Below are 13,546 nucleotides of genomic sequence, written 5' to 3' on the forward strand. Positions count from 1 at the left end.
ATAATATCTTGCCTATAAAGTTTAAAATAGCCGCTTTACCCCGAAGCAGCGTAAAACTGTTTATTCCAAGATACTATGAATAAACAAGGTCTTGAAAAACGATAGTTAATGTGCCAAATTTGCAATTTGTGTCGTATTGAGTTAGCTTAACATCTCAGTAGTCACTGGTTCGATACCGATAATCTTCATTAGTTACGGTAAGGGGTTTCGACAATGTTGAAGCCGTTTTTTAGTCAATGGTTTGGACAAAGTTTAAACAATTTGAGCGCCAGTCTGTTGTAATAGGGATATGAAAATTTGGATAAAGCGGCGATAAATGGCGAGCCTGTATCTTAAATTGGCTGAATTCGTTTTTGGGCGAAAAGCCAATTGCGCGAAAAAAAATGTAAATGATGGGAAAGACCTTTCTTCAGTTTTTTTGGAAAATCACTAATAAGTCGATAATCGGTACAATCATAGGCACTTTGCTTGTTGGTATTTTCTTGCCAGTAAAATTTATTCCAGATTATTTTCATTTAAACGACTTGACAGAGAAAAAAAAGGTTGTCCTTTCGCTGTTGGCTACAGTAATCGGGTTTTCAGGCCTGATCTTAACGATCCTTTTGGTGGTCTATAATTTTTATATCAAAGTCACCCGACGCCATACGCTGGAGTTCATTGCTGACAGCCGGTGGTTAAAGGTAACTTTCTCTTCCTTTTTTGGGATGATAATATTTTTGACGGTGGCCTTCTTTTTCGTCGAATCAGGATCATCAAGCCATAATTTGACGATTTTATATTTGAGCTTTATTTTGACTTTCATTTTTATAATTGGGTTGTTCCCGCTAACACTACTTTCTTTAAACGACTCCGTCTCAATGGGACGTATACGAAAAATCATTGGTTTAATAAACGATGAGGATATGAAGGATCTATATTCTCCTTCGGAGGGCGATCATATTTCCTTTGCGGAAAATATAGAACGTAATCCTATAATAATAGCAAGAGAATTTTTGTTAAGCGCTATTGCTGATAGAGACTGGGTTTTACCGCAGACGGTATTGATAGAACTATATAATAGGTTTATCCTTCCAATTACAAAATCCTCTTCGTTGGGGATGGTAAAAATTAATCTTTACAATTGGGCTCTTATATGCAATTACTTGAAGAGTGAAGTAATTAAACAAAATGAGTCTATTACTGGGAGGGTCCTATTAGATATTAACCTTGTAGCGCATAAACATTTGGCCCTCAGTGGAAATATCGAGATTAGAGACAACGGAATTGACTCATTTCTGATAGACTATTTTCGCATGATGTTGGAGCAGAATAAATTCTTTGATCTACAGGCAAAATTTGCTGTTCGCACTACTGAGCTTATTGAGATGTATTTTGAGACAATAAAGTTTTCAGACGAGGAGGCGTTCACTGCAGATTTTTATTACAATTTGCCGCTTACAGAAAGGAAGGCTATTCCAAATACCAAAGAGAGAAATCACTGGTTTTATCTCACCCGGGAGTTGCCTGATATAATCTTTTTGACATTTAGAAATGCGATTTTCTTTCAGCGTCAAAACTCGTATTCCCACTTTTCGTCAAATTTTTACAATTTATATGAACGGATATTTAAGGCTTCTAACCTCACAAAATTTCAAAAAAGAGAAGCGATAAGGGAAATTATGCGAAGTGCGGAGGGCTGCAGCGAATATGCGATTAAACACCAGGTCTTTGACGATATAGAGCCGATTTCAGTGTTGCACATGTATGGATGGTTAAGGGATGATCCGGATTTGGGTTTTTCGGCCCTTTACACATATGATCGCATGATTAGGTCTTTGGCGGGAGTTAATTCAATTTCCGCGCGCTATGTCGATAATTATTTTTCCGTTGCAAGAATGGTATCTAATGATCAACTCGACGGTGGTATAGTGCAAAAGGTAGTGGACTTGATCTTGGAGCGAACAATTAAGGTGCTTAGAAATGTTGAGACTTCAAACCAAATACGAAATCATTTTTTATATCAGCTTGATTGGTTTGTCAAAGAATATCTCTATCAGCTCGAAGCGCTGAATTTATTGAAAGGAAAATACTTTGAAGAAATTGAAAAATTACTCATGGGATATTCTCGTAATAATTGGTGAGACGAAAATAGTCTCGCATGGGAGTGGTGTATCTCATTACGTGACTTAGTGCTTTGGTTATGTACATTTTTCTTTAAGCTTATTGGTTTTGTCCTCTAATTCCTAATCTGATTAGTTAGATCACTCTGTTTCATTTTTCAGGAGTTATATTGGTTGATGGTCTGGACATTGGAAATTAGTAACTAAATAGCGAGGTAAGGGTCGGGGGCTGTCGATCCTTCGATAATACTAGAGAGCAGTAGTCGGGAAGACGACAACACTAGGTTCTTCGTTTTTACTCGTGATACGATTCTTTGATTTTTATAACGCTGACCTACACACTAAGTTCCACACTAAGTTCCACGCGGGAAAGTCGTTATTTACATATATTGATGGTAACTTGCCTCAATGTAAATTAACCACTCTAAATATATACATTTATGGATTCTATTGTTGGTTTTTTGGGCCTGGCTGTGGGTATCGCAGGTCTGGTTATAGCCTGGTTTCAATACCAGAGTAGATTGAGATTAGAACATTTTACCAAGGCCTCGTGGAAGGGCATGGCTGGAAATATTGCCAAAATTCAACAAAGCACTGAATGGGCTGCAACTAACATGAGAGATGCCCATAATTCGGCGATACGGCTTCCGGACTCCGAATTGAAGATTGAACTACTCGGTTTTATTTCTCGCGGTTTTGGAGATGCAACTGCAACTGATCGGTTGGTCACTAATTTGTTCAATGATGTATTGAATTTGCAGGAGGCTCAATTCAAGACGAGAATAGTCACACATCCAGAACGAGACGAATTGAAGTTATATAAGATGGAACGGGACCAGAGGGGCACGTCTGGGAATGAAAATGGAGCAAGTTAAACTGGTTAGTGTAAACGGAATTTGGCTCCCCTCCCTTCAATGAAACGTCTGTTGTCTGGCATGTCGAGGCCCAATATTTATGCCTCAAAGATTTATGGCCAATAGACAGGTGGTACGCGAGGAAATGTCTAATAAATAGGAACCAGGAGGCAGACCGTGCACTCTATTAAATTAACGAGTCCTTTCTACGCAATTTTATAACATAGTGCTGATGAGCAAAATTGGATGCCGATGCGGTCATATAATTGTTGATCAAACGGAAAGATTTGGTGAAGGAGGTGATCATAGTGAAAACTTGGGAAAATGGGAAGGATAATGGCCGGTCTGTTGCCGAGTATACCAGAAGAAGTTTCCCACTTGACTCCTACTTGATTCCAAAGGCAGCAAAAAATGCCCGAAAGTGCTTAATGTTTGATTTAATTTAATTTTTAAAAGTTTGAAAATCAATATAAAAGTCGCTATTTTGCGCAATTTTGGTCCATTGCAAAGCTGCATGGCATGCAAGAGGTCACCGGTTCGACTCCGGTATTCTCCACTTAGCCGGACCATTGGTCCGGCTTTTTGATTTTAGCCCCAATGATAGAAATAAATAAGGCCAGAACTTAATGTCTGGCCTTTTCTTGTTTATACTGCGTGTGATAAGACTTTCTGATAATCATATTTCTTATAACGCCGTATTTGTTTTTTCTCTTTGTTTAATTCAATGAGTTCGTTTTTTAGATGAACTCTAAGCCATAGATCAGGTGAAGTATGAAAGAAATGGCCAAATTTTAATGCTAGATCGGTATTGAATTTTCTCTCCCCTGAAAGGTATTTTTTGAGGTTGCCATCTGTTGTATCGATTGCGATGGCAAATGTCTTTAAGGGCATTTTTAGGGTCTTCAAATACGTCTTTAAGAATGTCTCCAATGAATGAACTTTTTTTACACTACTTAAATCCTCATTTAGATATTCTTCCATGGTATACTGTATAGAGAGGAGCTGTATTTTTATTTTTTGCTCGGGGGAAAACTCGGCAGTTTTTTCTTTTATGCGTGTTTTAATGCGAGCAAATTTCTCATCGCTCCACTGTTGACCTTCATTTAGGCCAATTTCGACCTTAAATACTGTGTCGTTCTTGTTTACTTGCGTGGTCATAGCGATTACTTATTATTTTCTATAAAGATACTGTTCAATTAGTTTTTCACCATTAGCTGGCATAATATACATGGTAGTTTCCTCACCTTCAAATCTTACTGCGCCGTACTTATTGCTGTAAACAGCCATTAGTTTTAATTGATCTTTGGGATCTTCCTCCATAACATCAAATGTCAACCATCCCTGGTGATGGTCTTTTCCATGTATGAAGCTTTGCCGACAAGCAAATGCGATTAAGCAACCAGCGACATAATCATATTTTTTTTGATTTCCTCTATTGTGCGGCCCGACTTCGACATAGGCCATATAAGGTATCTGCTTCTGTTTCATTTGAAAAATAAGACATCCTTCGATGACTTGAGGTGTTTCTTCAGACACAAGAATGAATGCTGTCGCATTTGGTGTGCTTTTTATTAATCTGTCGAAATTGAAACGCCAACCTTGCTGGATAGATGGTAACTGTATAGGTCTTCCGTTTTGGATGGTAGCCCCGACCAAGTCATCTGTCGATACCTTAAGAATCTTTACTAACATTTTAGCCTAATTGAAAATTAGGTTGTGGCTTAGGCAAAGATACGTAAAAATTATACAAAATGTATAGCCTGAATATAGTTGGTTATACGAAACGTATAATTATAATTATATGATAATCAATTATTTGGTATTGATTATATGTATATTTTACATAACTAAAATAGGTCTATTTACTTGACTCCCTTTGGATGTGCCCTCAAATCAACGTTTTAAGTAGCTCAACCGTTTTTTTGTCGCTGCCCACAAAAACCCTATCGCCGACTATGACAACCGGCCGTTTTAGAAAAGTATATTCCTGCAGGATCAGGTCACGGTAATCCGTCTCGGTGAGGTCCTTGTCCTTCAGCCCCCATTCCTTGTACTTCAAGGCACGGCGGCTAAAAAGGGCCTCGTATGAGCCCGCCTTGCCCCTGAGCTCGTCCAACTGTTCTGGGGTGATCCTTTCGGTTTTGATGTCTTGCAAGCGGCAGCCTTTTTCTACGGCTTCTGTTTCTGCCAATATTTTTTGGCAGGTGGAGCAGGTGGAAAGGTGGTAGATTTTGGTCATGGTGCAAAGTAAGGCACCTATGGTAAAACATAAGTGCCTTTTTTCCCCCTAACAATCCGTACAAGAAACCCCGCACAACGACACACACGCCGAAGCGTCTGTCGGAGGACAATTGGAGAGGGTCTGCGCAGGCTGGCAAAAGTACGTTGGCGGATAATGACAAGTCGGAGTATGTGGATCTCCGCTTTGCGCACTGCCCCCTTGAATATTCTTCAGTTGGCCGGTGGACAATGAAATGATTTTTTCCTTCATCAACTGTAATTTTCCTGCGTTTAGATGGATCTTTTTCATGGACTTTGTTTTTTGGTTTTAAAATTTATGTATTAGTGTCAATCATTGAGCATCAGGCAATAATCCCAGCTAAAGTCACCGGTCAAATAGCTTAGTAATGCCAAACCAACGCCCGCGGTTCCTTCGATCAATCCACCTTCGTTTATATATACATTGTTCAAGCCGTCGTATTTCTTATATCCCGCTATGCCATCTTCATGGGCGCTGAATTCAACCGTTTTCTGAATCCAATAGTCGCAGGCTTCTTTAAATACGGGGTTCCTTGTATAATGCCACATTCTATTGTAAATATGCGCTATGCCTGCTGAGCCATGGCACACACAGGCATCGGAAACCCTTGCTTCTTTGCTATTTTTTCTTTTGGTTGAATGGAGTAGCACTTCCAGGGAGAAATCGACCAATTGTTTGTTTTGAAAGACCGTTCCGGCCTGATAGAGCACAATTCCAACGCCTAGATCCCCATAACACCAGGCCAAACGGGTGCGACGCTCGGTTTCTTTTGCCGTGGAAATGCTGTATGGGAAATAATTAATAGCGGGGTCCGGATTTGTGTTTGCCAATAAGATAAGGATGATTTGTTCTGCCAGTTTTTGGCTTGCATCCATACAAATACCTTGTTTGAAGCATTGCACACAAAACTTTAGAATGCTGGGAATGCCATGCGACAAACCGAAATTGACCTCGGTTGTGTTTTTGTCAATAAGGGAAGAAATAATGCTGAAAAAATCCGGGAAGTATCCTTCAGAGGTTGTATTCGGCGGATAAAGCAAATAATACGCAATGCCCACTGCGCCATGAAGAAAGTCGTAATTGCCGGTTTCTAACATTTGTATGCTTGTATTCTCCAGCTCCGTGTCCCGGTAACACAGCATGCTTACATCCTCTGAAGTCAACAGGCCTTTCCCATACAAATATTTGAAAAACCAGTTTGTTCCGGCAAAGCCGCTACAAAACGTGGGGTGGGTGAAAGAAAGGGAATGCTCTGCAAGCAGTTGGATGTTTTCTTGACATGCTTCGTCGGCCGTCTCGTTTTTATTTTTTAGGTATAATAAATTGAATAGTTGAATTCCGGCAGCTCCGGTAAGAAGGGCGGGGGAGACTGATTTATCTTTATTAATATCTAGGTAGATATTTTGTAGTCGATGGTAAGGCATGCGATGGAAATAAAGATAAATCCAAAGTGCCGAACTTTAAAAGTTAAAAAATAGGATACCTACCGACATGATAAGTTAAAGGTGGCCCCATACCCTATAAATACAGGCTTTGCAGCTTCTTCTTCAACGCCTCCATTTTCCCCATATACGCCGCATCATCCGACGCCAGGAACCTGGTCCTCTTCATCTGGGGCTGCTGAAGGACCGACGTGCAATACCGCTCGAACAGGGTATCAATGATCTCCAGGGAGCGAACCAGGTCGAAGGACAAGCTGGAATTGATACTGACACCTCTTTGCGCAACTCCAGCCCCTTCCGAAGCGGGAAATCCCTGGAAGTCGACCCCCAACTCCTGGAAGTAAGCCGTTCGGCCAAACACGATCCGGCCATTGACCATGACGAACTCCACATCGCTGTCGTCACCGGCGAGCAGGGCATCCAGGGCCTCCTCCTTAGGGTTCACCTTTTTAAATACGAACAGATCTGCGTCACCACCCGTCCGGAGGATGCCCGCCTCGGGAACGCCCAGCGCTTTGGCCCCGTTGACGGTTGCCATAGCGAACAGGTCTTTGTTGTTGAGGCCCCACCCCAGCAGGTCACTCACGAACCCGGCAAACTTCACCTCATCCAGCACGTGCTTGCTTCCGCTCGGGCTCCAATCGGAACCCAGGCAAATATTGATGCCATGGGCCATGAGCTTGCGGACATCGGTGGTATCCAGGTATAACAGGAGGTTGGATACGGGAGACCATATAAGGCTGATGGCTCCCGCCGTCATCGTCTGGGCTTGGTGGTCTGGGTCAATGCCGCATCCGTGAGTGAGGGCAAGGTGTGCTTTGGAAAGGCTGCCGTTGTCTTTTATGTCGCTCGCGAGGGACTGGAAAAACAGCGTGACCTCCTTTTGAGAGTAGGGATCGGGGGTGCTGTTTTTGAGGAGCCCGGACTTGCCTTCTCCCAGGTGCACCAGCGTGGTGTAATAGGGCACATTACCGCTGTTCACGGACTGGACGAAATCGGTATAGGACTGCTGCTGTACGGGTGTCCAGGCGCTCGTATCCTGGCCGGCCGTCCCGTCCGGCAGAACGTCCGGTCTGTAAAAATCGACCACCGAGAAGACCTGTTGGGTCCCCGCTATCTGAAGGTCGGTTTGGTCGCCGGTATTACGAATGATGAATGACCGCTCTCCCGCGGGTTCCTGGTCCAGGTTCGCGGTTTCCTGGATAAGGGTCGTTCCACCGGCGACGGCCTGGATCTCGGAGATGACCGCGTAGGCAAGGTTGACCTGGGCAACTGCGGCGGCCAGCGCCGCCGCCGCGGCTGTCTCCACCGCCGCTGTCGTCTCCGCGGGGGTATTGTTCGTCGCCTTTTGGGCAACTGCCGCTACGAAGTGAGGATCGGGGTCATGCTGCCAGTTCTTTTGAATATAATCCAGCAGGCCCCCGATGTTCTGTTTGTACGCCGGGTTATTCCGCCACTGGAACCGGTTTTTCCACACCTGGCCGCTGTCCCAGATGGGCAGAATATTGTAGGTGGTGTGGGTGTGCAGGTTGATCAGGCCCGGGAACATGACGGTGCCCGGAGGGAGCCGGATAGGGGTGAAACCGGGGGGGACGGCGGCGGTTCCTTCCAGGAGCTGCGCGATTTTGCCGTTCTCTATAAGGACGACTTTCTCAGTTTCACCTATGGCCGGGTCCCAAAGGGCGCCGATAAGAGCGAGGGGTTTGGTGGAGGAGACGATCATGGGGTAAACATAGAAAAAGGGGAGAGGAAAAGGGAGAGAATTTATACCTAAATGGGTATATTTTTAAAATAAAACTTTATACTATACCTAAATGGGTATAATTCCGAAAATGTGTTAATTTTATACCTAAAAGGGTATAAAATGACTCCCCTTGCCAAAGTGGTTAAAGAAAAACGCAAAGCCCATAAAATGACCCAACAAGACCTGTCGCAAAAGTCAGGACTGGGATTACGTCTTATCCGAGAGATCGAACAAGGTAAATCGTCAATGCGGATGGATAAAGTCAACCAGTTACTGTCTCTTTTCGGTATGGAATTGATACCAGCGCCTAAATCTAAGTCTTATGAGCAAGACAGCTAAAATCTACTATCGCGATTCGTTGGCAGGTTGGCTCGCAGAGTCAGACGCTGGCTATGAATTCATTTATGATAAGAAATACTTGGAAGCGCCGGGCGCACGACCGATAAGTCTTACATTACCCATTCGCGCCGCCAAGTATCATAGCTATACGCTGTTTGCCTTTTTTGACGGGTTAATTCCCGAAGGCTGGTTGCTGGACATTGCCAAAGATCACTGGAAGGTAAAGGCAAATGACAGATTTGAATTGCTACTATTGACCTGCAGGGACGCCATTGGCGCCGTCAGCGTAATTCCCGTCGAAGAAAACGTATAACTATGCCCAATTGTCTTATTTGCTATCAGGATGCCGGTAATGAAGACTACCACGGCCGCTGCGCTAAGAAATTCTTTGGCACAGATGAATTGCCTACACTGGAGCTCAATAAAAATCTTCTGAAACAACTTGCCGAACAAACCATCAACGAGCGAATCGCCCTTACAGGTGTACAACCCAAATTATCAGTAACGCTTGACAAGAACAAAGGAACCGGACGGCTCACCATCGTTGGCCTGTGGGGTGAATATATCCTTAAGCCTCAACACGACTCCCTGCCTGCCATGCCGGAAACAGAAGATCTTACCATGCACCTGGCCGGTATTTTCGGAGTAGAAGTATGCAGTCATACACTATTACGCGCCAGCGACGGGGCCCTGGTGTATCTGGCGAGACGATTTGACCGGGAAAACAATAAAAAAATTCATGTCGAAGACTTCTGCCAGCTCTCGGAGTTTCTTACAGAAAATAAATACAAAGGTTCTTACGAGCGGGCGGGCAAAATTATTTTAACCTATTGCACGAATACAGGTCTCGATATTCTGAAATATTTTGAACTGCTTCTGTTTGGCTATGTGACTGGTAATAACGACATGCATCTGAAGAACTTTTCTCTGATTCATCGGGAAGATACCATCGATTTTAGCCCAGCCTATGACTTGCTCAATGTCAACCTGGTTTTCCCAAAAGATCAGGAAGAGACGGCTCTTCTTCTAAATGGAAGAAAGAAAAATATTCAGCTACGGGATTTTGAAGCGCTGGGAACAGTCTTGGGTATACCAGTCAAGGTAAGAGAAAATAGCTACAGAAAATTTCAAAATCATAACCCTGCTGTTCAGCAAATGATACAGGCTTCGTTTTTGCCACCTGAGATGCAGAACACTTATTGGCAAATATGGAATGAAAAACAAAGACTGTTTGCCGGATAAAAGCCCCGAAGTCCAAGCCCCCGGGGCTTTTTTCATCAATATTTAAACGCCCTGTACGTCGCCCAGACGGAGCTTTTGAGCTCCATGACCTTTTGCCCCGTCACATAGTTGACTTCCAGGATATAGTTGGCCGAGCCGCCTCCGATAAAATACTCGTTGCCCATTTTCTGCACGGAACCCATCACGTCTGTAAACGCCTCCGGGATGTCAAAGGTCTTGAAGTTGGTGACCACCTTATTGGTTTCATCCAACTGGAATTCGTCGATCCTCGAATAGGGCCGCAAGATGGGATCGCCGTCGTCGAAGAGCAATAGGGTCTGGTTGCTGTCGGCCAGCGTGGCGTGGTGTTGAAACAGGAAAACCTCGTTGCTGGTCAACGCAAAATCACTGTTCTTGCCGCCCAGCTTCCACATCACCGCCCCGGTCTGCCGGTTGATTTTCATGACCTGGCATTGGTTGCGCATGGATAGGATCAGGTTGTTGTCGCGCGGATCGATGGTGATGGAGTTCAGGTGCACATAGTCCTGGGCAGTGTCCGGATTCAAAAAGTTATTGCCCACCGCGGCGTTGGCATAAAGCGCGGTATCCGTGCTCGCGTCCCAGCTCCACACGACGTTGCCGTTGCTGACTTCTTCGATCAGCGGCGCTATGACCCACGCACTGTCTATGTGCGGAACGTAGGACGGTATATTGGTGACCTGTTTTATGATGTAGGATTCGGTGATGTAGTCGGTTGGCGAGATCAGGAGGAAATTATGGATGTCCAGGCCCTGCGTGGCCTGGAAAGCGTAGTCGCCGAAAGGCGTGAAGTTGACCTGCTGAACCGTATTGAGGTTGCTGTCCGCGATCACCGCATATCCTTCATCCTGGTCAACGCCCATTGCCCGATAGGCACTCGGGTTATTGACGATGTAGGTATAATAGGTCTGCCCGTTGATGATCCAGCGGTTGAAATCAAAGGCCTGTCCTGTCGTCTGTTGCTCCTTGAGGACCCAGCCGTCCTGGTTCATGATCATGACCATGCCCGGGTCCGGGGTGATGGCCGTGGTCAACGTCGTTACCGGCGCCGCCAGGATGATCCCGGGTGTCGGCGTCCCCGACGAATCGATGCTGGTGTAGATGGTTTGGGGGAGTGTGTCGACTGTTGTTGTCGTCGTTGTAACATTTTGAGGGGTTACGGCTTTGTCGCCTTTGTGGCAGGAGGTTGCTGCGATGAGGGCACAAAAAACCCCTCCAAGTAGCCGGTCAGGCTGCTTCGATTTTCTCATAGTGGATCGTTTCTAGGTTAAAGAGATGTTGGGTTGTTGTCCTATGGACAGTTGTTTTGGCGGGGGGTTTAACCAAAATTCAGAATTGCTTTTTTAAAAATAAATTTGCGAATCCAATCGGTTGCGCGTATATTCGCAACCGAACGGTTTCTTATTTAAAATTCTATGAGACGCGACATTTTTCAAGCCATTGCCGACCCCACCCGACGGGCGATCCTCGTCCTGATCGCCGTGCACGCCATGACCCCCAATGCCATTGCGGAGCACTTCGACATCACCCGGCAGTCCATATCCAAACATTTGCGCATCCTGTCCGAATGCGACTTGCTGGCCAAAAAGCAAGAGGGCAGGGAAATCTTTTATGAACTAAAAATCGATAAAATGAAAGAAATCGATATCTGGCTCGACCAGTTCCGGAAGATTGTGGAAGAAAGATATCAACGCCTCGATGAAGTATTGTTCACGCTAAAAAATAAACAAAAATGAACCTGCTGTTTGATTTCACCGCGGACAAAGAAGCGAAAACCATTCACATTACCCGTGAATTTGCCGCCGACCTCGACCTCGTCTGGGACGCCTTTACAAAACCGGAAATTCTGATCCAGTGGACGGCGCCCAAACCTTTCAGGGCCCACATAAAGGAGATGGACTTCCGGGAAGGTGGGCGTTGTTTAACGGCCATGATCTCCCCGGAGAACGTCTACCACTGGTCTTTGGCTAAGTATATAAAGATCGAACCCAAGACCAGTTTCTTATCGAGGAATTCCTTTTGCGATGAGAATGGCAATAACCTCAATGATCACTTCTCCATGACGACAACTTCTTTTAAGCCGGGCCCGGAGCTAACCACGGTTTATGTTGAAAAGAAATTCGATGACCTTTCCATCTTTGAAATGATGGTCTCCAGGGGCTTCAAAGAAGGCACTGCCGCAGGATTCAGCAACCTGGACGAATATTTACTCACTTTGGTCACCCACAAATAAATGTATGCGGAAGCTGATCATGAAAATGTCGATGTCGCTCGACGGTTTCGTAAGCGACGCGGCTGGTGGCAATGCCTGGGTCTTCAAGACCGGGGACGAGGAGTCACAGGCCTGGAGTGTCGGGGCAGTGTGGGAGGCCGGGCTGATCGTCATGGGCAGGAAGTCGTTTGAGGGGATGGCCCCTTACTGGCCGACGGCGACCGGGCCTTTTGCCACACCGATGAACGAGATCCCCAAGGCCGTCTTTACCCAAAAAGGATTTAAAGGCATCGATCCGGGGCCTGACCCGTCGGTCGCCGCGCTTTCCTGGGCGGAGGCGCGGGTTTTCGATGGCGATCTGGCCGAAAATATCCGGCAACTCAAGGCCGAACCGGGTAAACCGATCGTGGCCATCGGCGGCGCAGGATTTATGCGGAACCTCATCGCAACGGGGCTCATCGATGAATACGTCCTGGGTATCCATCCGGTCGCACTAGGATCGGGGGCGCCGGTCTTTACCGGTCTTAGCGCACCGCTTTACCTGAAGTTGGTGGATGTGAAGACTTTTCCGGGAGGGACCATGGCAAAAACCTATCGCAGTGTAGGTATTTAAACTGCGTCGATGGGTAACATCCCGGCCAGAAATCTGACATATTTGTCCGCATTTATATTGAACGCCACCACTGCCGTAACGTACATCATACAGGTAAACCCGACAGCCCAGACCAACGTGCCGGTATCACGCGAAGACAGCTGGAAACCCCCCAAGGTCAGAATGGCGGAACAAAAAATCAGCGGGAAAATGTAATCCGACCAGGGGGGCGCCACTGTAAGATGGAGAACTGTCCCCTGTGGTATGCTTTCAATTTTGCCGGTGGCGATGGGAATAAACATCCGTCTCCGGGAATTTGTTCTCCATTTACCGGTGAGCACAAATGAATTAGCCTCGAAGGTTCCTACGAAAGGATTGTCCAGATAACTTCTGCCGTCGATTCTTATCGGGTTCTTATCCACTGATCTTTTCAGTGTCTCTATAACTTGTGCGCCACTCAGGTTAAGCTCGAACTTTTTCTGCAGGTGGGGTATGAGGTGCATACATGGAAAATAGGACAAATTTTTTATTTTAGGGCTCGATGCGCGTCTACCATCAAATACTGCTATTTCTCGGCTGCCTTCTTCTCGCCTGTTCCTGCGTATCCCACCGGGTACGCGATGTGCCACAAGCCATGGCGAGTCTTAAGGATGGACAGCAGGTGTGGATTTATTACACGGAGGAGGGTTGTTTTGGTTCGGCTAAAATGAAATTGACGATAAAAAGACAGGGGGATAATTTCAC

The 13,546-nt window shown here is 45.5% G+C and carries 15 protein-coding genes; 8 read left to right on the forward strand and 7 right to left on the reverse strand.

Annotated elements, in window-relative coordinates:
* Window positions 1-389 precede the first annotated feature (389 nt).
* Together EDB95_RS07665 and EDB95_RS07670 are read left to right on the forward strand one after the other, a co-directional pair.
* Window positions 390-2,120: a hypothetical protein gene (locus EDB95_RS07665; protein WP_133992277.1), complete on the forward strand. Its 1,731-nt coding sequence runs from the start codon at window positions 390-392 to the stop codon at window positions 2,118-2,120.
* A gap of 419 nt (window positions 2,121-2,539) precedes the next feature.
* On the forward strand, window positions 2,540-2,974 hold the full coding sequence (locus EDB95_RS07670; protein WP_133992279.1) for a hypothetical protein: 435 nt from the start codon (window positions 2,540-2,542) through the stop codon (window positions 2,972-2,974).
* Window positions 2,975-3,598: 624 nt separating this feature from the next.
* Here the strand turns inward: EDB95_RS07670 and EDB95_RS07675 are convergent.
* From EDB95_RS07675 to EDB95_RS07695, 5 genes are all read right to left on the reverse strand, one after another.
* Window positions 3,599-4,111, reverse strand: a complete 513-nt coding sequence (locus EDB95_RS07675; protein WP_133992280.1) for a helix-turn-helix transcriptional regulator — start codon at window positions 4,109-4,111, stop codon at window positions 3,599-3,601.
* A 12-nt stretch (window positions 4,112-4,123) separates the two neighbouring features.
* On the reverse strand, window positions 4,124-4,645 hold the full coding sequence (locus EDB95_RS07680; protein WP_133992282.1) for a hypothetical protein: 522 nt from the start codon (window positions 4,643-4,645) through the stop codon (window positions 4,124-4,126).
* A 196-nt stretch (window positions 4,646-4,841) separates the two neighbouring features.
* Window positions 4,842-5,192: an arsenate reductase family protein gene (locus EDB95_RS07685; protein WP_133992284.1), complete on the reverse strand. Its 351-nt coding sequence runs from the start codon at window positions 5,190-5,192 to the stop codon at window positions 4,842-4,844.
* 329 nt (window positions 5,193-5,521) lie between these two features.
* Window positions 5,522-6,637 carry a lanthionine synthetase C family protein gene (locus EDB95_RS07690; RefSeq protein ID WP_133992286.1) on the reverse strand — a complete coding sequence of 372 codons (1,116 nt, stop codon included), beginning with the start codon at window positions 6,635-6,637 and terminating at the stop codon, window positions 5,522-5,524.
* A gap of 94 nt (window positions 6,638-6,731) precedes the next feature.
* Entirely contained in the window at window positions 6,732-8,378 is a 1,647-nt protein-coding gene (locus EDB95_RS07695) for an amidohydrolase family protein (RefSeq protein ID WP_133992287.1), read from the reverse strand.
* Between the two features lie 141 nt (window positions 8,379-8,519).
* On the opposite strand from EDB95_RS07695, the gene EDB95_RS07700 reads away from it, so the two are divergent.
* The 3 genes from EDB95_RS07700 to EDB95_RS07710 are packed head-to-tail and all read left to right on the forward strand — an operon-like array spanning window position 8,520 to window position 9,980.
* Window positions 8,520-8,738 (forward strand): type II toxin-antitoxin system Y4mF family antitoxin, encoded by a 219-nt coding sequence (locus EDB95_RS07700; protein ID WP_133992289.1) that lies wholly within the window; start codon window positions 8,520-8,522, stop codon window positions 8,736-8,738.
* A complete protein-coding gene (locus EDB95_RS07705; protein WP_133992291.1) occupies window positions 8,722-9,051 on the forward strand; it encodes a HipA N-terminal domain-containing protein in 330 nt (109 codons plus the stop codon). Before EDB95_RS07700 ends, EDB95_RS07705 begins: the two co-directional genes overlap by 17 nt.
* 2 nt (window positions 9,052-9,053) lie before the next feature.
* Complete coding sequence (locus EDB95_RS07710; protein ID WP_133992293.1) at window positions 9,054-9,980, forward strand: HipA domain-containing protein; 927 nt, start codon at window positions 9,054-9,056, stop codon at window positions 9,978-9,980.
* 35 nt (window positions 9,981-10,015) lie between these two features.
* On the opposite strand, the gene EDB95_RS07715 is transcribed toward EDB95_RS07710, so the two are convergent.
* Window positions 10,016-11,248: an aryl-sulfate sulfotransferase gene (locus EDB95_RS07715; protein WP_133992295.1), complete on the reverse strand. Its 1,233-nt coding sequence runs from the start codon at window positions 11,246-11,248 to the stop codon at window positions 10,016-10,018.
* Between the two features lie 165 nt (window positions 11,249-11,413).
* On the opposite strand from EDB95_RS07715, the gene EDB95_RS07720 reads away from it, so the two are divergent.
* Genes EDB95_RS07720 through EDB95_RS07730 form a run of 3 tightly spaced genes read left to right on the forward strand, consistent with a single transcriptional unit; the run spans window position 11,414 to window position 12,823 of the window.
* Complete coding sequence (locus EDB95_RS07720; RefSeq protein ID WP_133992297.1) at window positions 11,414-11,734, forward strand: ArsR/SmtB family transcription factor; 321 nt, start codon at window positions 11,414-11,416, stop codon at window positions 11,732-11,734.
* Window positions 11,731-12,231, forward strand: a complete 501-nt coding sequence (locus tag EDB95_RS07725; protein WP_133992299.1) for an SRPBCC family protein — start codon at window positions 11,731-11,733, stop codon at window positions 12,229-12,231. Before EDB95_RS07720 ends, EDB95_RS07725 begins: the two co-directional genes overlap by 4 nt.
* 4 nt (window positions 12,232-12,235) lie before the next feature.
* Window positions 12,236-12,823 (forward strand): dihydrofolate reductase family protein, encoded by a 588-nt coding sequence (locus EDB95_RS07730; protein ID WP_133992301.1) that lies wholly within the window; start codon window positions 12,236-12,238, stop codon window positions 12,821-12,823.
* On the opposite strand, the gene EDB95_RS07735 is transcribed toward EDB95_RS07730, so the two are convergent.
* Window positions 12,820-13,305 (reverse strand): hypothetical protein, encoded by a 486-nt coding sequence (locus EDB95_RS07735; protein WP_133992303.1) that lies wholly within the window; start codon window positions 13,303-13,305, stop codon window positions 12,820-12,822. The genes EDB95_RS07730 and EDB95_RS07735 overlap by 4 nt on opposite strands.
* Window positions 13,306-13,546 lie beyond the last annotated feature (241 nt).

This window comes from Dinghuibacter silviterrae (assembly GCF_004366355.1).
Lineage (GTDB): Bacteria > Bacteroidota > Bacteroidia > Chitinophagales > Chitinophagaceae > Dinghuibacter > Dinghuibacter silviterrae.

Excerpts from the sequence above, each read along its gene's own strand:
- EDB95_RS07665 (WP_133992277.1), top strand. The coding sequence starts at position 390 with ATGATGGGAAAGACCTTTCTTCAGTTTTTTTGGAAAATCACTAATAAG.
- EDB95_RS07670 (WP_133992279.1), top strand. The coding sequence starts at position 2,540 with ATGGATTCTATTGTTGGTTTTTTGGGCCTGGCTGTGGGTATCGCAGGT.
- EDB95_RS07675 (WP_133992280.1), bottom strand. The coding sequence starts at position 4,111 with ATGACCACGCAAGTAAACAAGAACGACACAGTATTTAAGGTCGAAATT.
- EDB95_RS07680 (WP_133992282.1), bottom strand. The coding sequence starts at position 4,645 with ATGTTAGTAAAGATTCTTAAGGTATCGACAGATGACTTGGTCGGGGCT.
- EDB95_RS07685 (WP_133992284.1), bottom strand. The coding sequence starts at position 5,192 with ATGACCAAAATCTACCACCTTTCCACCTGCTCCACCTGCCAAAAAATA.
- EDB95_RS07690 (WP_133992286.1), bottom strand. The coding sequence starts at position 6,637 with ATGCCTTACCATCGACTACAAAATATCTACCTAGATATTAATAAAGAT.
- EDB95_RS07695 (WP_133992287.1), bottom strand. The coding sequence starts at position 8,378 with ATGATCGTCTCCTCCACCAAACCCCTCGCTCTTATCGGCGCCCTTTGG.
- EDB95_RS07700 (WP_133992289.1), top strand. The coding sequence starts at position 8,520 with ATGACTCCCCTTGCCAAAGTGGTTAAAGAAAAACGCAAAGCCCATAAA.
- EDB95_RS07705 (WP_133992291.1), top strand. The coding sequence starts at position 8,722 with ATGAGCAAGACAGCTAAAATCTACTATCGCGATTCGTTGGCAGGTTGG.
- EDB95_RS07710 (WP_133992293.1), top strand. The coding sequence starts at position 9,054 with ATGCCCAATTGTCTTATTTGCTATCAGGATGCCGGTAATGAAGACTAC.
- EDB95_RS07715 (WP_133992295.1), bottom strand. The coding sequence starts at position 11,248 with ATGAGAAAATCGAAGCAGCCTGACCGGCTACTTGGAGGGGTTTTTTGT.
- EDB95_RS07720 (WP_133992297.1), top strand. The coding sequence starts at position 11,414 with ATGAGACGCGACATTTTTCAAGCCATTGCCGACCCCACCCGACGGGCG.
- EDB95_RS07725 (WP_133992299.1), top strand. The coding sequence starts at position 11,731 with ATGAACCTGCTGTTTGATTTCACCGCGGACAAAGAAGCGAAAACCATT.
- EDB95_RS07730 (WP_133992301.1), top strand. The coding sequence starts at position 12,236 with ATGCGGAAGCTGATCATGAAAATGTCGATGTCGCTCGACGGTTTCGTA.
- EDB95_RS07735 (WP_133992303.1), bottom strand. The coding sequence starts at position 13,305 with ATGCACCTCATACCCCACCTGCAGAAAAAGTTCGAGCTTAACCTGAGT.